An 18,321-nucleotide genomic window follows, 5' to 3' on the forward strand; every position below is an offset into this window, starting at 1 on the left:
TAAATGAACGTATCTAGAGTAGATCATATTGGAATAGCTGTAACTAATCTTGATGAGACTATAAAGTTTTATGAAGAGGTTCTTGGAATAAAATGTGAAGGTACTGAAGTAGTTGAAGATCAAAAAGTTAAAGTTGCATTTTTCCCAGTAGGAGACACAGAATTAGAATTCTTAGAATCTACATCAGAAGATGGTCCTATAGCTAAGTTCATAGAAAAAAATGGTGGAAGAGGCGGAATACAGCACGTTGCGCTTCGTGTAGACAATATTGAAGAGGCTATAGCCAATATGAAAGAAAAAGGCTATGCAATGATAGATGAAAAACCAAGATATGGAGCTGGAGGAGCAAAGATTGCTTTTTGTCATCCAAAAGCAACTGGAGGCATTCTGCTCGAGTTAAGCGAAAGATAGACATCAATCAATCAATTAATTAAGGAGGCAATAAAATGTCAGAAAAACTTGAACTGCTTCGCCAAAAAAGAGAAAAAATTGAAATGGCAGGCGGACAAAAAAGAATAGATAAACAGCATCAATCAGGTAAACTAACAGCTAGAGAGCGTATGAATGTATTCTTTGACGAAGGAACTTTTGTTGAACTCGATGCATTTGTAAAGCATCGCTGTACAAATTTTGGAATGGACAAGGTAGATGCTCCAGCTGAAGGCGTTATAACTGGATATGGGAAAGTGGATGGAAGATTGGTTTATGCTTTTGCTCAAGACTTTACTGTAGTCGGTGGCTCTCTAGGAGAAATGCATGCCAAAAAAATGGCTAAAATTATGGATTTAGCAATGAAAATGGGTGCACCTGTAGTGGGCTTAAATGATTCTGGAGGAGCTAGGATACAAGAAGCTGTTGATGCTCTTGCTGGATATGGAGAAATATTTTATAAAAATACAATAGCTTCAGGCGTTATCCCTCAGATATCAGCAATAATGGGACCTTGCGCAGGTGGAGCTGTTTACTCTCCAGCGCTTACAGATTTTATATTTATGGTTGATAAAACTAGCCAGATGTTTATCACTGGACCTCAGGTTATTAAAACTGTTACAGGAGAAGAAGTTTCAGCTGAAGAACTAGGTGGAGCTATGACACATAACTCTGTTTCAGGAGTAGCTCACTTTATTTCTTCAAATGATGAAGCTTGTCTGCTTGAAATAAGAAAGCTCCTTAGCTACTTGCCTTCAAATAATATGGAAATGGCTCCAGTATTTGAAGCAGATGATATAAACAGAGTATCGGATGAACTAAATGATATAGTTCCAGCAGATTCAAACAAGCCTTACGATATGAAAAAAATCATTACATCAATTGTGGATTTTGGAGATTTCTTTGAAGTGCAGCCATATTTTGCAAAAAATATTGTAACAGGTTTTGCTAGAATAAATGGTCAATCAGTAGGAATTATTGGAAATCAGCCTATGGTTATGGCAGGATGCCTAGATATAAATGCATCTGATAAAGCAAGTAGATTTATCAGAACTTGCGACTGTTTTAATGTACCAATATTATCATTTGTAGACGTACCAGGATTTTTGCCTGGAGCTTCACAGGAGCTAGGAGGAATAATCAGACATGGAGCTAAAATGCTTTATGCATATAGCGAGGCTACAGTTCCTAAGGTTACGATTATAACTCGTAAAGCTTACGGTGGATCATATCTTGCAATGTGTTCAAAGGATTTAGGTGCGGATATGGTTTTTGCATGGCCAACAGCTGAAATTGCTGTAATGGGACCACAGGGAGCTGCAAATATTATTTTTAAAGATGAAATAAAAAATTCAGAAGACCCAGCAGCAACTAGAGCTGAAAAAATCAAGGAGTATACTGACGAGTTTGCAACACCATACAAAGCGGCAGAAAGAGGCTTTGTAGATGATGTAATTGAGCCAGCACATTCAGTTATAAGATTGGCTGAGGCCTTTGATATGTTACTTTCAAAGAGAGAACAAAGACCTTCTAAAAAACATGGAAATGTACCATTATAAAAGGAGGACTATAAATGAATATAAATGAAATTTTAGACCAAATGGCACATGATATAACTGCTCTTACATTTGGAGAAAAAATGGCTGGAGGATTAGCTGTAACATTTTTATCCATGTTAATTGTTTTTGCTGTTTTAGTTTTATTAATTGGAGTTATAAAATCCATGGAACTATTACTAAACAGCAAACCTAAACAAGGTATAAATGATACTGTAGATATAGTAGATTCTACACTTCAAGAAGTTGAAGTAGATAGTGAAGATTCTCTAGAGTTAGTAGCAGTTATTACTGCAGCTATTGCGTGCTCTATGGGAGTTAGCCAAAGTAAGATAAGAGTTGTTAATGTTAATAGGGTATCTGATGTTACACCTACATGGGCTAAAAATGGAAGAATTGAACAAATTCAAAATAGATTATAATCGGAGGTAGGCAATGAAAAAATTTAATATAACAGTTAATGGTAATCAGTATGAAGTAGAAGTTGAAGAAATAAAAGATTCTGCAACAAGTATTTCTAAACCACAGGCGCAGGTTTCAAGTGCTGCTATTCAACCAAAAGCGACAGTAGCGCCAAAAGCTGAAGTAAAAAAACCAGTAGTCACATCTGGAGCAGGTAGCGTAAAAGCACCTATGCCTGGAACTATTAATGATATAAAAGTTTCAGAAGGACAAACCGTAAAAGCAGGAGAAGTTTTAGTAATTTTGGAAGCTATGAAAATGGAAAACGAAATTATGTCTCCTATTGATGGAGTTGTTAAGCAAATAGCTGTTACTAAAGGAGCACCTGTTAGTTCAGGAGATGTTCTAGTAGTAGTACAGTAATATATCAATAAAGGTCACTACACAAACTAGACGCTTTGAGTATCTGACTTAAACAGAAAGGAGATACCTTATGATTCAGGTTATACTAGAATTTTTGAATTCTACCGGAATAGCTCATATATCTTTAGGACAAATTGGTATGATTACTGTAGCATGTATATTATTTTATTTAGCTATAGCTAAAGGATTTGAACCTTTATTACTTGTACCGATTGCATTTGGAATGCTACTGGCTAATTTACCATTAGCAGGTATTATGGGTTCGCCAGAAACACTGTTATACATAGACCCTATAGAAACAATGGAGCAGGCACAAAAAGCTCAGGAAGGTATATTTTCAGCCCATATGAAGACAAACTTGCCTGGAGGGTTAATATATTATTTATCAATGGGTAATAAACTTGGGATATTCCCACCTTTAATATTTTTAGGAGTAGGTGCAATGACTGATTTTGCACCGTTAATTGCAAATCCTAAGTCGCTACTTTTAGGAGCAGCGGCTCAATTTGGTATATTTTTTACTTTCTTTGGAGCAATTGCACTTGGTTTCACGGCTCAAGAAGCAGCATCTATAGGAATAATTGGTGGAGCAGATGGACCAACAGCAATATTTTTAACTACTAAGTTAGCACCTCATCTACTTGGTCCAATAGCTGTTGCTGCATATTCTTATATGGCTTTAGTGCCTGTAATTCAACCTCCTATAATGAAGGCGCTTACTACTGAAGATGAAAGAAAAATAGTTATGAAACAGCTTAGAACTGTAAGCAAAAAAGAGAAAATTATTTTCCCTATAGTCGTTACTATTATTGTTTCATTAATATTGCCACCAGCTGCAACCTTAATTGGTATGCTTATGTTAGGTAATTTATTTAAAGAATCTGGAATGACTGAAAGACTTAGCAAAACAGCAACAAATGAGCTCATTAATATAGTAACTATATTGCTTGGGATATCAGTTGGAGCTACTGCTAATGCAGAACAATTCCTTACACTTCAAACAATTCAAATAATAGTACTTGGAGTTGTAGCTTTTGGTGTAGGTTCTGCTTCTGGAGTTATTTTAGCTAAGATACTTAATAAGTTCTCAAAAGATCCTATAAATCCGCTTATTGGTTCTGCGGGAGTATCGGCTGTCCCTATGGCTGCTAGAGTTTCGAACAAAGTAGGACAAGAATCAAATCCAGCTAATTTCTTGCTCATGCATGCTATGGGGCCTAATGTTGCAGGCGTAATAGGTTCAGCTGTAGCAGCAGGTGTAATGCTAAGCTTATTTAATTAATTAAAAGCAGCCTTATGGCTGCTTTTTTGCTAAAATAAAGAAAGAAGCTGTTATGTTGATTGTGAGGAGAAATATTATGAATAAAACTATAATTCAAATGCTAATAGATTCGAGTAGTGAATATGTATCGGGACAACATATCTCTGATAAACTTGGAATTACAAGAGCTGCAGTATGGAAAAGGGTATCTAAACTAAAAGAGCTTGGATTTGAAATCGAGTCCGTAACTAAAAAAGGTTATAAGCTACTTTCATATCCAGATATATTAAATAAAGAGCTTATTGAAATAGGAATGAAGTCAGATTTTATTGGGCATAGTGTTGAAGTTTTGGAAAGTGTTGATTCAACCAATGACTATACAAAGAAAAAAGCAAAAGAATTAGTAGATGGTAGTGTGATTATATCTCTAGAGCAAGTAAAGGGGAAAGGAAGAAGAGGTAGAAGCTTTCACTCTGGAAAAGGGGATGGAATATACCTATCAATTATACTTAAGCCTGGTTTTGAACCTGCTAAAGCACCTTTTATAACAAGTATAGCTGGAGCGGCGCTTGTAAATACATTTAATAAATTCAATATACAGACTAAAGTAAAATGGCCAAACGATGTGTTAATAAACGGCAAAAAGGTTGCTGGTATACTTACTGAAATGTCAGCTGATATGGAGTTTATAGAATATATAGTACTTGGAGTAGGAATAAACGTTAGTGGCTTAGAATTTCCAAGTGAGCTTAAAAATGTAGCAACTTCTCTTAAATTAGAGGGCTATGATGTGAAAAAGTTAAATATAATTTGGCAATTTGTATATGAATTTGAGCTTCTGTATAATTTATACTTAAATGAAAATACCAGTGAAGTAGTGAATATATTAAGAAACAATTCAAGCGTACTTGGAAAGCAAATAAATGTACATTATATGAATCAAATTGAAAGTGCTATAGCTGTTGATATTAATAATCAAGGAGAGCTTATTATCAAGACTCAAGATGGTGAAGTAAAAGAGTTAAGCTCAGGAGAAATTTCTATACGATAGGGGTGATTACTATAAAAACAACTGTAAAAGGAATTAAAATTGGAAATCTACAAGATGAAGAGGCTCTCACTGGGGTAACAGTAATTTTATGTGAAAATGGAGCTACTGCAGGCGTTGATGTAAGAGGAAGTGCACCTGGAACTAGGGAAACGGATTTACTTGATCCAGTAAACACAGTTGATAAGGTACACGCTGTTGTACTTTCAGGAGGTTCGGCTTTTGGATTAGCTGCAGCAACTGGTGTTATGAAATATCTAGAAGAAAGAGAAATTGGATTTGATGTAGGAGTAACAAAGGTTCCAATTGTTTGCCAAGCAGTTTTATTTGATCTTTTGCTAGGGGATTATAAAGTAAGACCAGATGAAGTTATGGGATATAAAGCTTGTGAAAATGCGGGTGAGGATTTTGAGATAGGGAATTATGGAGCAGGGACTGGAGCGAGTATAGGCAAGATAAACTCTATGGAGTTTGCTATGAAATCTGGCCTTGGGTATAGTGAGTTTGTTCACGAATCAGGACTGGTTGTAGGAGCTTTGGTTGCAGTAAACGCTTTTGGAGATATTATAAAAGATGGGAAAATTATAGCTGGAGCTTTAAATAAAGACAAAGCTTCCTTTGCCAATACATCTAAATTAATGACAAGCTCTCTTTTGCAAAGAGGCTTTGATAATACAAACACAACTATAGGAGCAATTATAACTAATGCTAAGCTTTCAAAAGCCCAGTGTAAGAAAGTTTCTCAGGTGGCTCACAACGGATATGCAAGAGCTATATCTCCGATACACACCACTTTAGATGGAGATACAATTTTTGCTTTAGCAACGGGAGAAATTGAAACAAGTATCGATGTGGTTGCAAATTTGGCAAGTGAAGTAATGCAAGAAGCAATATACAGCGCTGTCAAAAGCTCAAAATCTGTTTTAGGCTTAAAAAGCTTCAATGATCTTTCTGATGAAAAGTAAAATAAGTATCTAAAAAAATAATTTGAAAAATTATACAAAAACTATGGAAATTGGGTATAAATTAGCATATAATATTTATTTGTAAGTCAGTATTTATTCATATAAAACTGAACTTTGTGTATTAACATTATTTTATTAGTCCGGCATCCATGAAGGAGCTGGAACGGAGGTGGACAAATTGATAGAAACAAAGAAGTCCTTTACAGTAAGGCATATGGCAGTAACAGGCATGCTTGGAGCTATTTCAGTTGTACTAGGGATGACTCCACTGGGGTTTATTCCAGTAGGCCCAACAAACGCAACTATAATGCATATTCCTGTAATAATAGGAGCAATAGTTGAAGGCCCTATAGTAGGAATGCTTGTAGGACTTATATTTGGGATTTTCTCACTTATAAGAAGTATTACAGCACCTACACCTATTTCATTTGTATTTTGGAACCCCCTTGTATCTATTCTTCCTAGAATTTTAATAGGACTTGCTTCATACTATATTTACAAGTTTTTTTCAAAAGCTACAAAGAATGAAGCTGTTTCGATTGGAATTACAGGAGCACTTGGAACTTTAGTAAATACTCTAGGTGTGTTGGGTATGGTATATGCACTATATGCAGAAAAATTTGTATCAGCACTTGGACTATCTGGCCAAAACGCATTCAAAGTTATAAGTGGTATAGGAATAACAAATGGTCTTCCTGAAATGTTTGTTGCAATGCTAATAGTAACTGCAGCAGTAAAAGCTATAAAAAAGGTAAGACGATAATAATTTGACTATGATAGGGAAGCCAATGGCTTCCCTTAAAATATACTTAGAGGTGAATTATGCTACTGGTATTTGATATTGGAAATACGAATATGGTTTTAGGAGTATACAAAGATAAGGAACTTATATGCAACTTTAGAATTGGAACAGATAAATCCAAAACTTCAGATGAATATGGCGTAATAATAAGACAATTATTTGATTATGAAGGTATATCCTTGAAAAATATTGAAGATGTTATTATTTCCTCAGTTGTTCCAGAGGTTATGCATTCCCTTGAAAACTTTTCATTCAAGTACTGTGAAAAAGAACCAATTATCGTAGGTCCTGGAGTAAAAACAGGAATTAACATTAAATATGAAAATCCACAGCAAGTTGGTGCTGATAGAATAGTAAATGCGGTAGCTGGTTATGAAAAATATGGTGGACCTCTTATACTTATAGATTTCGGCACAGCTACTACATTTTGCGCAGTTTCTCAAAAAGGAGAATACCTAGGAGGAGCTATATCGCCAGGAATAAAAATTTCAAGTGAGGCACTTTTCCAAAGAGCATCAAAGCTTCATAAAGTTGAAATAGCTAAGCCTAAAGGTGCTATAGGCAAAAATACTACATGGGCAATGCAATCAGGAATAGTTTTCGGATATGCAGGGCTTGTAGATAATATAGTTTCTATGATGAAAGAAGAACTTGGAAGTGATGATGTAAATGTTGTTGCTACAGGTGGCCTTGCTCCTTTGATATGCGCAGAGACAAAAACTGTAAAAATTGTCGATAAGTTTCTTACATTAGAAGGACTTAGGATAATTTATGAAAGGAATAGAATGTAATTGAGAATTGGAAACTTTGAAACACCAGGAAATGTATTTTTAGCTCCTATGGCTGGAGTGACAGATTTGCCATTTAGACTTATATGTAAGCAGTTTGAAGCATCCTTGCTCTATACTGAGATGATAAATGCAAAAGCAGTTTGCTATGAAGACAAAAATACCTTTGATATGTTACTTGTAGAGGATCAAGAAAAACCAGTTGCTGTTCAAATATTTGGAAGCGAACCAGGTTTTATGGCAGAAGCTGCAAGAACATTAACAGAGCTTAATAGATTTGAAATTATAGATATAAATATGGGATGCCCTGCTCCTAAAGTTGTAAAAGCGGGAGATGGCTCAGCTCTTATGAAAAACCCAAAGCTTGCCTATGATATAGTAAATAAAGTAAAAGCAGCTACTAATCTTCCTGTAACAGTTAAATTTAGAAAGGGATGGGACGAAAAAAGTATTAATGCACTTGAATTTGGAAAGCTAATGCAAGAGGCTGGAGCAGATGCTGTAACTCTTCATGGAAGAACAAGAGAGCAATATTACAGTGGGACTGCTGACTGGGAAATAATAAAAGAATTAAAAGAGAAACTTACAATTCCAGTGATTGCAAATGGTGATATAACATCGTTTGACGCAGCGGAGCGAATACTCGATATAACTAAAGCAGATGCACTTATGATAGGCAGAGGAGCCCAAGGAAATCCTTTTATTTTTAAAGAAGTAAATGATTATATGGAATCAGCAATTTTACCAAAGGAAATATGTCCTAAACTAAAGATAGATACAGCTATAAGCCATTATAAGCTTGCACTAAAATATAAAACACAGCATAAAGCTGTTACAGAAATGAGAAAACACCTTGGTTGGTACTTGAAAGGTTTAAAAAATAGCGCCAGAATAAAAGACCATATAAATAAAATGTATGAGCCATCAGACGTTATTAATGCATTAACTGAATATGCTCAATCCTTGACATAGTTAAATTCATACTATATAATCATTCGCATATATAATAGAAAATATGCTCTTTGAGCCATGATAAAAAGGAGAGATTTAGAAGTGGACAACCAAAAAAAAGAAATACTTTTAACAGAAGAAGGATTTAAGAAGATAGAGGATGAACTAGAGCTTTTAAAGACTGTTAGAAGAAAAGAAGTAGCAGAAAGAATCAAAGTAGCCATTTCGTTTGGTGATATTTCTGAAAACTCTGAGTACGATGAAGCTAAGAATGAGCAGGCTCAATTAGAGGAAAGAATATTAAAACTTGAAAATATACTTAGAGTAGCTGTTATAATCGATGAAAGCTCGATAGATACAAATCTTGTTACAGTAGGCTCAGTAGTTAAAATAGAGTTTAAGGATGCACTTACAGATGAAGTAGAAGAAGATGAGTACACAATAGTTGGCTCTGCAGAGGCAGACCCTTCTGAGTCTAAAATATCAAATGAATCGCCTATAGGTAAAGCTCTTCTAGGAAGAGTAGTAGGAGATGAAATTGACGTTCAGGTTCCAGATGGAATTTCTAAAATTAAAATTTTAGAAATAAGAAGGTAATAACAACAGGGTTATAAAAAGCTCATATAAAATTTATATGAGCTTTAATAATAAAAAAAACAGGAGGTAGTGTTATGTCTAATGATCAAATGAATTCTGAAACGCTAAGTTTGAACGAGATGCTTCAAATAAGAAGGGACAAGCTGAAGAAGCTTCAAGAAGCTGGTAAAAACCCTTTTAAGATAGAGAAATACATAAAGACTCATCACAGCAAGCAAGTTAAGGACAACTTTGAAAAGTTAGAGGGAAGCGAAGTTTCTCTTGCAGGAAGAATTATGAGTATGAGAGGACATGGCAAGGCTTCTTTTATTGATATCCAAGATGAACAAGGAAGAATACAGGTTTATGTAAGACAAGATGCTATAGGTGATGATAGCTACACAGATTTTGTTACTTATGATATGGGAGACATTATTGGTGTAGAAGGTACAGTGTTTATGACCAATAAAGGGGAGCAATCAGTAAAAGCATCTAAGGTTGCATTACTTACTAAATCTCTTCAAATTTTACCTGAAAAATATCATGGATTAAAAGATCCTGATTTAAGATATAGACAAAGATATGTGGATTTAATCGTGAATCCAGATGTAAAAGAGGCTTTCTTGATAAGAAGTAAAGCAATAAAGGCATTAAAAGAATATCTAGATGAAAGAGATTTCCTAGAGGTAGATACTCCTATACTATCTACTATAGCAGGAGGAGCAACAGCAAGACCTTTCATCACTCATCATAATACTCTAGATATTGATATGTATATGCGTATTGCAAATGAGCTATACTTAAAAAGACTTATTGTGGGTGGGTTTGAAAGAGTATATGAGCTAGGAAAAATGTTTAGGAATGAAGGTATGTCAATCAAGCACAACCCTGAGTATACAGCTATAGAGGTATATCAGGCTTATGCTGATTATGAAGATATAATGAGACTTACTGAAGAAGCTGTAGCTTGCATGGCGCAAAAATCACTTGGAACTACAAAAATAAATTATCAAGGTACAGAAATCGATCTTACTCCTCCGTGGAGAAGACTTAGCATGATTGATGCAATAAAAGAATTTAAAGGTATAGACTTTAATGAAATTCAAACGGATGAAGAAGCCATTAAAGTTGCAAAAGAAAATCACATTGAAATTACTCCAGTTATGAATAGAGGCTTTGTTATAGCTGCGATGTTTGAAGAGTTCTGTGAGGAGCATTTAATTCAGCCTACATTTATAACTCATCATCCAGTTGAGGTTTCTCCGCTATCTAAGAGAAATCCAGATGACCCAAGACTTACAAATAGATTCGAGGCATTTGTAAACACTTGGGAAATTGCAAATGCTTTCTCAGAGCTAAATGATCCTATCGACCAAAGAGAAAGATTTATGGATCAATTGAAGCAAAGAGAGCTAGGAGACGATGAAGCCTATATGCTTGATGAAGACTTCTTAAATGCAATAGAAGTAGGACTTCCACCAACAGGCGGTCTTGGAATAGGTATTGATAGAGTTATAATGTTACTTACTAACTCGTCATCTATCAGAGATGTAATACTTTTTCCTACAATGAAGCCTATAAAAGAAGAAAAGAATGACGCTAAAGAACAAAACTAATGAAAAATATATACTAAATATTATGAACTAATCTAATAAAAGGTCTAAAAGAATATTAAATGTATTCTTTTTAGGCCTTTTTTCATTTTACGATAAATCTCTGACAAAATAGTAAATATTATTTAATTTAACTGATGTTATTGTGGGACCTTTGATTCATTTTAATTTTTTTTTCAAAAAAAAGAAGGATTTTTTGAATTGCTGAAGAAATCTAGCTTAGAGGGTCATCGATTATATCAAACTAAGTAGTTACCATGGATGGGAGTGATAGAGGTGAATATAGTTGTAAGTTGGATTTGCGTTTTTTGTTTTTCAATAATCTGTGCAAATTGTTTAAAATTACTATATGTCTCATTTTTTTACGAAAGCAATCCTAAAAAATCAAGAAGAGCAACTAGAACTTCGCATCATCACGCTATGCCAGAAGCTACTAGAGAATATTCTTATCAAGCAACAAGAAATAGCAATTATGTTTCTGGAGCAGTGGCTATGAAAGAAGATATAAGATATAATTCCTATGAGCAATATAGAAGGAATCATAAAATAGCTAGATAAATATCATATTTACATAAAATGCACCTACCATATTACAAAGTAATAAAGTAAGTGCATAATTATAAATTGTATTAAATAACTAATTCTATTATAGGATTAGTTATTTTCAATTATGAAGCTTTTTATAGCATTCAATCCTTTTTTGATAACTTCTAAATCAGCAGCATAAGACATTCTTAAATAGCCCTCAACTCCAAAAGCGATAGATGGAACTAAAGCTAAATTATACTTTTCAAGTAGCTCTTCGCATAGTTTCATAGAATCAAAGTGGTTCTCAATTTTAAAAAATAAATAAAACCCACCAAGCGGCTCTATAAATGAGATTTCAGGAATGCTTGATATAAAGTCTAGAACATAATTTCTTCTGACTTTAAATTCCTCTACCATTTTTTCAACATCATCTAATCCTTCACATAATGCACCTAAAGCAGCATACTGAGAAATAAGTGAAGGATGAGAAGTAATATGACCCTGAATTGATGCTATTTTGTCAGCAATGTCTTTTCTTGATGCAGTATATCCAACTCTAAGACCTGTCATAGCACATGACTTAGAAAAACCATTTACAACGATAGTTATGTTTTTTATAGCCTCTGATATGCTTGCTATTGATATGGGTCTAATATCATAATAGATTCTTTCGTATATTTCATCAGATATTATTAATATGTTATTTTGTAAACAAACTTCAGCAATTTCTTCTAGTTCCTCTTTTGAATAGATACTTCCTGTAGGATTACAGGGGTTGCTAAATAAAATAGCTTTTACTTTTGGATTTATATAAGAGCTTAAATCATTAGCTGTGATTTTAAATTCATTTTCGACTTTAGTTTCTATTATAATAGGAGTGACACCAGCAATTTTTGCTATTTCAATATAACTTACCCAGTAAGGAGAAGGTATTATTATTTCATCGCCGACATCACAGGTTGCAAGTATACTATTATAAATAGGCTGCTTTGCACCTGTAGAAATTATTATTTCATCAATGCTGTAGTTAAGAAAGTTTTCATTTAGAAGTTTTTTTGAAACCTCGTCTCTAAGCTTTTCTAGGCCTTTTACGTTATCGTATTTTGTTTTATTTTCTCTTAAAGCGACTTCTACATATTTTTTTGCGGCACTAGGAATAGCAAAATCAGGCTCGCCAATACTCAGGTCTATAATATCAAAACCATTTTTCTTTAATTCATTTACTTTCTGACTTATGGCAATGGTTTTTGAAGGGCAAATTTCGGATGCACGTCTTGAAATCATGGTATCTCTCCTTGGAATTTTATAGTATTATAGCATTTTATCATATTATAATGCTTGCTTGAATAACATTAAAAATAATTATATACTATAAAAAGATAATATCTTATTGCAATAAAAGTGCAATAACAAAATGTGAAGATATTTAGGGGGAAACTATGAAAAAATCAATTATGTTTCAAGGTACAGCTTCAGGCGTTGGAAAGAGTCTTATAAATACAGCATTTTGCAGGATATTTACGGAAGATGGATATAATGTTGCTCCGTTTAAATCTCAAAATATGGCTTTGAATTCATTTATAACAGCTGATGGGAAAGAAATGGGAAGAGCTCAAGTGGTTCAAGCTGAGGCTGCAAATAAAAAACCTGATGTAAGAATGAACCCTATCTTATTAAAGCCCACTACTGATAGAAAATCTCAGGTCATAGTAATGGGAAAAGTAAAAGATAACCTTGATGCTGTTACCTATCATAAAGAAAAAAATAGCCTTAGAGAAGTTGTTGAGTCTACTTATACTGAGCTACTAGATGAAAATGACATCATTGTAATAGAAGGAGCGGGAAGTCCAGCAGAAATTAATCTTAGAGAAAATGATTTTGTAAATATGGGTATGGCAAAAATAGCTAAAAGCCCGGTAGTAATAGTTGGGGATATAGATAGAGGTGGGGTTTTTGCATCTCTTTATGGAACGATAATGCTGTTGACTCCTGAAGAAAGAGCTTATGTAAAAGGAGTAATAATCAATAAATTCAGGGGAGATATAGAAATATTAAAGCCTGGGCTGGATATGCTTGAAGAGCTTATAGGAGTTCCTGTTTTAGGAGTGGTTCCATATACAAATTTAAATATAGAAGATGAAGATTCACTTACTGATAAATTTAGAATTAAAGAAAAGAAAAATAAAGCTATTTCTGTAAATGTAATAAGATTACCTCATATATCTAATTTTACAGATTTTGATATTTTTGAGACTTTTGATGATGTTCAGCTTACATATATAGATGGACTAACTTCTCTAGATGAATCTGACCTTATAATTATTCCAGGGACGAAGAATACTATCGAGGATTTAATATTTCTAAGAGAGAGTGGACTAGAAAAGCAAATAATTAAAGCGCATAAAAATAATATACCAATTATAGGAATCTGTGGTGGATACCAGATGCTTGGAACAAAAATCAAAGATCCTGATGGAGTAGAATGTGGAATTGAAGAAATTGCAGGAATGTCTTTGATTGATCTTGAGACAATTTTCGAGGATGAAAAGGTTACTTCTCAGGTCTCAGCAAAGATAGAGTTTGATGTTGAAAACAGTATATTTAGTGGAATCAAAGGAACCAATATAAAAGGCTATGAAATACACTGTGGAAGAAGTATCAATGAAACAGGAGCGATAAAAATCTTAGAAAAGCATGGAGAGCTAGCCGATTATAAAGAAGGTAGTATAAATATAAAAGGGAATGTATTTGGAACCTACATTCACGGTATATTTGACTCTATGGAGTTTACTAAAAAAATACTTTCAAACATAAGAAAAGCTAGAGGGCTTGAAAGTAAACAAGAAGAGTTTTCTACCTACGAAGAATTTAAGGAAAACGAATATAAAAAATTAGCAGCTCATGTAAGAGCGCATGTAGATACAAAGAAAATTTATGAAATAATGGAAAAAGGAATTTAGGGCAGAATATGCCCTTTTTTCTTTGAATAAGATAAAAAATCAAGTTTATTTGTTAAATTATGGGTTTGACTTGCTATTTTTATTTTGGTAATCTTATTAATGGATATACTACATATTGTGGACATGGTACTAAAGAACCACAATATAATGTGGAAAGGGGATAGTTATGATTGACAAAGTGAAAAAACGAGACGGCAGGCTTATTCCATTTAATCCAGAAAAAATAACAAGAGCAATTTTTCTGGCTGCATCCGAAGTGGCAAATAAAGAAGGTATTACTGCAGATTACCAAATAGCTTCAGAACTGACTGAAGAAGTAAGAAAGCTTCTTAATAGAAAATTTGCTGGCAAGATTCCTTCTGTTGAAGATATTCAAGATGCAGTAACTAAGGTTTTGATTGAGACAGGGCATGCTAAAACCTCTGAAACTTACATATTATATAGAGCAGAACGAAGTAGAATAAGAAATTCTCGTTCTAGGCTAATGAAAACAATTGAAGATATAACATTTTTGGATGCAAATGAATCTGATATAAAAAGAGAAAATGCAAATATAAATGGAAACACTGCAATGGGTACTATGCTTCAATATGGAAGCGCTGTATCTAAAGAGTTCTGCAAAGATTTTATAATAAAAAATGAACATTCAATGGCTCATGATAATGGAGAGATTCATATCCACGATATGGACTTTTTAAACATGGGAACATTGACTTGTTGCCAAATAGACCTAAAAAAAGTATTTTCAGGAGGATTTTCAACAGGTCATGGTTTTTTAAGAGAACCTCAAGATATCATGAGCTATGCAGCATTGGCAGCAATTGCTATCCAGTCTAACCAAAATGACCAGCATGGAGGGCAATCTATCCCTACCTTCGACTATGCTTTGTCAGAAGGGGTAAAAAAAACATTTAAAAAACTATACGCAGAAAATTTTTATAAGGCATTATTTATGGTTTTAGGAAATGCTTTTGAAAGAAAAGCTATAATAGATAGTATTTTAAAAATAACTGATGAAACTGACTCAGCAAAAATATCAGTCTCTGATGAAGAAAAAAATATAGAGGCTCAAAAAATATCTAAAGTATACTCTATAGATTTTGAACAAGTTAGAAAATTACAAGCTTTTGTTTATGATGAAACTTTATTTGAAACTGACAGAAAAACTTATCAGGCAATGGAAGCTTTTATTCATAATTTAAATACTATGCATTCAAGGGCAGGAGCGCAAGTTCCTTTTTCTAGTGTCAATTTTGGTACAGATATATCAGAAGAAGGAAGAATGATTTCAAAAAACTTAATGCTTTCACAAGAAAAGGGATTGGGAAACGGAGAAACTCCTATTTTCCCTATACTGATATTCAAAGTAAAAGAAGGCATAAACTTAAATAAAGAAGATAAAAACTATGATTTATTTAGACTTGCCATGAGAGTATCCTCGAAGAGACTGTTTCCGAATTTCAGTTTCATTGACGCTCCTTTTAACATCAAATATTATCAACCTGATAAACCAGAAACAGAAGTTGTATACATGGGTTGCAGAACAAGAGTAATGGGGAATGTCTGTGGACAAGAACAATCTATGGGTAGAGGAAATCTTTCATTTACAACACTTAACCTGCCAAGGCTAGGTATAAAGTATGGAATAAAAACTTCAGATAGAAATACAGCGGATTTAGATGGTTTTTTTGTGGAATTAGATGAAAAGATTAATTTGATTGGAGAACAGCTGTTAGAAAGATTTGAAATACAAGCTAGTAAAAAAGTTAAAAACTTCCCGTTTTTAATGGGACAAGGTATTTGGAAAGGCTCTGAGAATCTAGGCTGGGATGATGAACTTAGAGATATAATAAAAGAAGGTACTCTTACAATGGGATTCATCGGTCTTGCTGAATGCTTAATTGCGCTTACGGGCAAGCATCACGGAGAAGATGAAAACTCTAGAGCATTGGGAGAAAAGATAATTAGACATATTAGAAATAAAATGGATGAAATGAGTGAAGCTCATAAACTTAACTATTCCTTGATAGCAACTCCGGCTGAAGGTCTTTCTGGAAGATTTACACGTATAGATAGAAAGCTATTTGGAGAAATTGAAGGAGTAACTGATAAAGATTACTACACTAATTCATTCCACGTGCCAGTTTATTACAAGCTTAGTGCATATGAAAAAATTCAAATAGAAGCACCTTACCATGAACTTACAAATGCTGGACATATTAGCTATATAGAATTAGATGGCAATCCATCTTCTAATTTAGATGCATTTGAAACTATAATTAGAGCTATGAAAGATTCAGGAATCGGCTATGGAAGTATAAATCATCCATTAGATAGAGATCCTGTATGTGGATATAATGGTGTTATAGGTGATACCTGTCCTTCATGTGGAAGAGAAGAAGGCGATGTTCCTTTTGAGAGAATCAGAAGAATAACGGGATATTTAGTTGGAACTTTAGATAGATTTAATGACGCTAAAAAATCTGAAGTTAATGATAGAGTTAAGCATATATAAAAAGCTTAAAAACTAAGAAGGATTGTTTAAAATGATAAAAATATGTGGAATTGAAAAAGAGAGTATAGTAGATGGAATAGGTCTAAGATATGTTGTATTTGCTCAAGGGTGTCCGCATAAATGCGTAGGTTGTCATAACCCTGAATCCCATTCTTTTGATTCAGGTAATTATAAAATGATAGATGAAATACTAAATGATATTAAACGAAATCCTTTGCTTAAGGGAGTTACTTTTTCTGGAGGAGAGCCATTTGAACAAGCTAACTCCTTCATAAAACTTTCAAATGAAATTAAAGCTTTTAATAAAGAAAGAGGTTTAAATTTAGATATTTGGTGCTTCACAGGATACAAAGCAGAAGAAATTGTCAATTCAAAAGATAAAGCTAAGCTTGAATTACTGAAGTCTGTAGATATATTAGTAGATGGAAAATTTGATTTGAATTTAAGAACCATCGAAAAGCCATTTGTAGGGTCTTCTAATCAAAGAATTATTGATATCAATAAAAGTAATTTCAATAACTTCGTATTATGGAATGATTTATAAATTTAATCAAAAAAAGAACAATCTGAGATTAGGTTGTTCTTTTTTTAAAAAAAATAAAAGAAAAGGTATTGCTTTTTTTTTTAGACCATGATATATTAATACATGTCCTCAGCGAGAGGATGAAACAAATGTCTTCGACAAGAAGACAAAAGGTTAAAAACAGATGAACTTTGAAAACTGGATAGTAAACCATAAATAGTTTTTAATTTCGATTAAAAACCACACCATTTATGAACAACAACCAAGTCAGTAAATTTTTACTGAGACAAGGATTATATTTGAGAGTTTGATCCTGGCTCAGGATGAACGCTGGCGGCGTGCTTAACACATGCAAGTCGAGCGGGCAATTTATCTAGCACTGATTACTTCAAATGAAAATCATAAGTGTAATCATGAATTTCTACCTTATAATAAAGAAAAAAGAAATTCATGTACGCAAATAGTGATAACACATGAAAGTGGAGTGATGAGTGCTGGATAAATTGCTAGCGGCGGACGGGTGCGTAACACGTGGGTAACCTGCCCCTATCACTGGGATAACACACTGAAAAGTGTGCTAATACCAGATAATATAAGCTTTTGGCATCATTAGCTTATCAAAGAATTTCGGATAGGGATGGGCCCGCGTCTGATTAGCTAGTTGGTGAAGTAACGGCTCACCAAGGCAACGATCAGTAGCCGACCTGAGAGGGTGATCGGCCACACTGGAACTGAGACACGGTCCAGACTCCTACGGGAGGCAGCAGTGGGGAATATTGCACAATGGGCGAAAGCCTGATGCAGCAACGCCGCGTGAGCGATGAAGGCCTTCGGGTCGTAAAGCTCTGTCCTATGGGAAGATAATGACGGTACCATAGGAGGAAGCCCCGGCTAACTACGTGCCAGCAGCCGCGGTAATACGTAGGGGGCAAGCGTTATCCGGAATTACTGGGCGTAAAGGGTGCGTAGGCGGTTTATCAA

At 34.1% G+C, this 18,321-nt stretch carries 17 protein-coding genes and 1 rRNA gene (1 of these 18 running past the window's edge); 17 read left to right on the forward strand and 1 reads right to left on the reverse strand.

The features are described 5' to 3' along the window. Positions 1-3 precede the first annotated feature (3 nt). The 13 genes from mce to CLOST_RS04985 all read left to right on the forward strand — a co-directional run bounded on the left by mce (position 4) and on the right by CLOST_RS04985 (position 11,372). Complete coding sequence (mce, locus tag CLOST_RS04925) at positions 4-411, forward strand: methylmalonyl-CoA epimerase (RefSeq protein ID WP_013361159.1); 408 nt, start codon at positions 4-6, stop codon at positions 409-411. Positions 412-446: 35 nt separating this feature from the next. Beyond that, entirely contained in the window at positions 447-1,988 is a 1,542-nt protein-coding gene (locus CLOST_RS04930) for an acyl-CoA carboxylase subunit beta (RefSeq protein WP_013361160.1), read from the forward strand. 14 nt (positions 1,989-2,002) lie between these two features. Continuing rightward, positions 2,003-2,407 (forward strand): OadG family protein, encoded by a 405-nt coding sequence (locus tag CLOST_RS04935; RefSeq protein WP_013361161.1) that lies wholly within the window; start codon positions 2,003-2,005, stop codon positions 2,405-2,407. 13 nt (positions 2,408-2,420) lie between these two features. Then, the gene (locus tag CLOST_RS04940; protein WP_013361162.1) at positions 2,421-2,810 is read left to right on the forward strand and encodes a biotin/lipoyl-containing protein; all 390 of its coding nucleotides are present in this window, start codon (positions 2,421-2,423) and stop codon (positions 2,808-2,810) included. 70 nt (positions 2,811-2,880) lie between these two features. Further along, the gene (locus tag CLOST_RS04945) at positions 2,881-4,092 is read left to right on the forward strand and encodes a sodium ion-translocating decarboxylase subunit beta (protein WP_013361163.1); all 1,212 of its coding nucleotides are present in this window, start codon (positions 2,881-2,883) and stop codon (positions 4,090-4,092) included. A gap of 76 nt (positions 4,093-4,168) precedes the next feature. Beyond that, entirely contained in the window at positions 4,169-5,122 is a 954-nt protein-coding gene (locus tag CLOST_RS04950; protein WP_013361164.1) for a biotin--[acetyl-CoA-carboxylase] ligase, read from the forward strand. A gap of 2 nt (positions 5,123-5,124) precedes the next feature. Continuing rightward, positions 5,125-6,084: a P1 family peptidase gene (locus CLOST_RS04955; protein ID WP_013361165.1), complete on the forward strand. Its 960-nt coding sequence runs from the start codon at positions 5,125-5,127 to the stop codon at positions 6,082-6,084. Between the two features lie 169 nt (positions 6,085-6,253). Further along, the gene (locus tag CLOST_RS04960) at positions 6,254-6,847 is read left to right on the forward strand and encodes an ECF transporter S component (protein WP_041487107.1); all 594 of its coding nucleotides are present in this window, start codon (positions 6,254-6,256) and stop codon (positions 6,845-6,847) included. Positions 6,848-6,906: 59 nt separating this feature from the next. After that, the gene (locus CLOST_RS04965) at positions 6,907-7,677 is read left to right on the forward strand and encodes a type III pantothenate kinase (protein ID WP_013361167.1); all 771 of its coding nucleotides are present in this window, start codon (positions 6,907-6,909) and stop codon (positions 7,675-7,677) included. Next, on the forward strand, positions 7,678-8,646 hold the full coding sequence (dusB, locus tag CLOST_RS04970) for a tRNA dihydrouridine synthase DusB (RefSeq protein WP_013361168.1): 969 nt from the start codon (positions 7,678-7,680) through the stop codon (positions 8,644-8,646). 57 nt (positions 8,647-8,703) lie between these two features. Beyond that, positions 8,704-9,222, forward strand: a complete 519-nt coding sequence (gene greA, locus CLOST_RS04975; protein ID WP_041487108.1) for a transcription elongation factor GreA — start codon at positions 8,704-8,706, stop codon at positions 9,220-9,222. A gap of 89 nt (positions 9,223-9,311) precedes the next feature. Continuing rightward, entirely contained in the window at positions 9,312-10,817 is a 1,506-nt protein-coding gene (lysS, locus tag CLOST_RS04980) for a lysine--tRNA ligase (RefSeq protein WP_041487371.1), read from the forward strand. A gap of 273 nt (positions 10,818-11,090) precedes the next feature. Beyond that, positions 11,091-11,372, forward strand: a complete 282-nt coding sequence (locus tag CLOST_RS04985) for a hypothetical protein (protein WP_041487109.1) — start codon at positions 11,091-11,093, stop codon at positions 11,370-11,372. Between the two features lie 96 nt (positions 11,373-11,468). Here the strand turns inward: CLOST_RS04985 and CLOST_RS04990 are convergent, their stop codons facing one another. Continuing rightward, on the reverse strand, positions 11,469-12,626 hold the full coding sequence (locus CLOST_RS04990) for a pyridoxal phosphate-dependent aminotransferase (RefSeq protein WP_013361172.1): 1,158 nt from the start codon (positions 12,624-12,626) through the stop codon (positions 11,469-11,471). 155 nt (positions 12,627-12,781) lie between these two features. Here CLOST_RS04990 and CLOST_RS04995 point away from each other — a divergent pair, with 155 nt between their 5' ends. The 4 genes from CLOST_RS04995 to CLOST_RS05010 form a co-directional block, all read left to right on the forward strand. Continuing rightward, positions 12,782-14,302, forward strand: a complete 1,521-nt coding sequence (locus CLOST_RS04995) for a cobyric acid synthase (RefSeq protein WP_013361173.1) — start codon at positions 12,782-12,784, stop codon at positions 14,300-14,302. A 166-nt stretch (positions 14,303-14,468) separates the two neighbouring features. Further along, positions 14,469-16,817 (forward strand): anaerobic ribonucleoside triphosphate reductase, encoded by a 2,349-nt coding sequence (locus CLOST_RS05000; protein WP_013361174.1) that lies wholly within the window; start codon positions 14,469-14,471, stop codon positions 16,815-16,817. Positions 16,818-16,848: 31 nt separating this feature from the next. Beyond that, positions 16,849-17,361 carry an anaerobic ribonucleoside-triphosphate reductase activating protein gene (gene nrdG / locus CLOST_RS05005; RefSeq protein ID WP_013361175.1) on the forward strand — a complete coding sequence of 171 codons (513 nt, stop codon included), beginning with the start codon at positions 16,849-16,851 and terminating at the stop codon, positions 17,359-17,361. Positions 17,362-17,635: 274 nt separating this feature from the next. Beyond that, positions 17,636-18,321 (forward strand): 16S ribosomal RNA (locus CLOST_RS05010) (it continues 946 nt past the right edge of the window).

This window comes from Acetoanaerobium sticklandii (genome assembly GCF_000196455.1).
GTDB classification, from domain to species: domain Bacteria; phylum Bacillota; class Clostridia; order Peptostreptococcales; family Filifactoraceae; genus Acetoanaerobium; species Acetoanaerobium sticklandii.

What these genes read in the sequence shown, in the direction of transcription:
- mce (WP_013361159.1), top strand. Translation starts at nt 4, where the DNA reads ATGAACGTATCTAGAGTAGATCATATTGGAATAGCTGTAACTAATCTT.
- CLOST_RS04930 (WP_013361160.1), top strand. Translation starts at nt 447, where the DNA reads ATGTCAGAAAAACTTGAACTGCTTCGCCAAAAAAGAGAAAAAATTGAA.
- CLOST_RS04935 (WP_013361161.1), top strand. Translation starts at nt 2,003, where the DNA reads ATGAATATAAATGAAATTTTAGACCAAATGGCACATGATATAACTGCT.
- CLOST_RS04940 (WP_013361162.1), top strand. Translation starts at nt 2,421, where the DNA reads ATGAAAAAATTTAATATAACAGTTAATGGTAATCAGTATGAAGTAGAA.
- CLOST_RS04945 (WP_013361163.1), top strand. Translation starts at nt 2,881, where the DNA reads ATGATTCAGGTTATACTAGAATTTTTGAATTCTACCGGAATAGCTCAT.
- CLOST_RS04950 (WP_013361164.1), top strand. Translation starts at nt 4,169, where the DNA reads ATGAATAAAACTATAATTCAAATGCTAATAGATTCGAGTAGTGAATAT.
- CLOST_RS04965 (WP_013361167.1), top strand. Translation starts at nt 6,907, where the DNA reads ATGCTACTGGTATTTGATATTGGAAATACGAATATGGTTTTAGGAGTA.
- greA (WP_041487108.1), top strand. Translation starts at nt 8,704, where the DNA reads ATGATAAAAAGGAGAGATTTAGAAGTGGACAACCAAAAAAAAGAAATA.
- lysS (WP_041487371.1), top strand. Translation starts at nt 9,312, where the DNA reads ATGAATTCTGAAACGCTAAGTTTGAACGAGATGCTTCAAATAAGAAGG.
- CLOST_RS04990 (WP_013361172.1), bottom strand. Translation starts at nt 12,626, where the DNA reads ATGATTTCAAGACGTGCATCCGAAATTTGCCCTTCAAAAACCATTGCC.
- CLOST_RS04995 (WP_013361173.1), top strand. Translation starts at nt 12,782, where the DNA reads ATGAAAAAATCAATTATGTTTCAAGGTACAGCTTCAGGCGTTGGAAAG.
- CLOST_RS05000 (WP_013361174.1), top strand. Translation starts at nt 14,469, where the DNA reads ATGATTGACAAAGTGAAAAAACGAGACGGCAGGCTTATTCCATTTAAT.
- nrdG (WP_013361175.1), top strand. Translation starts at nt 16,849, where the DNA reads ATGATAAAAATATGTGGAATTGAAAAAGAGAGTATAGTAGATGGAATA.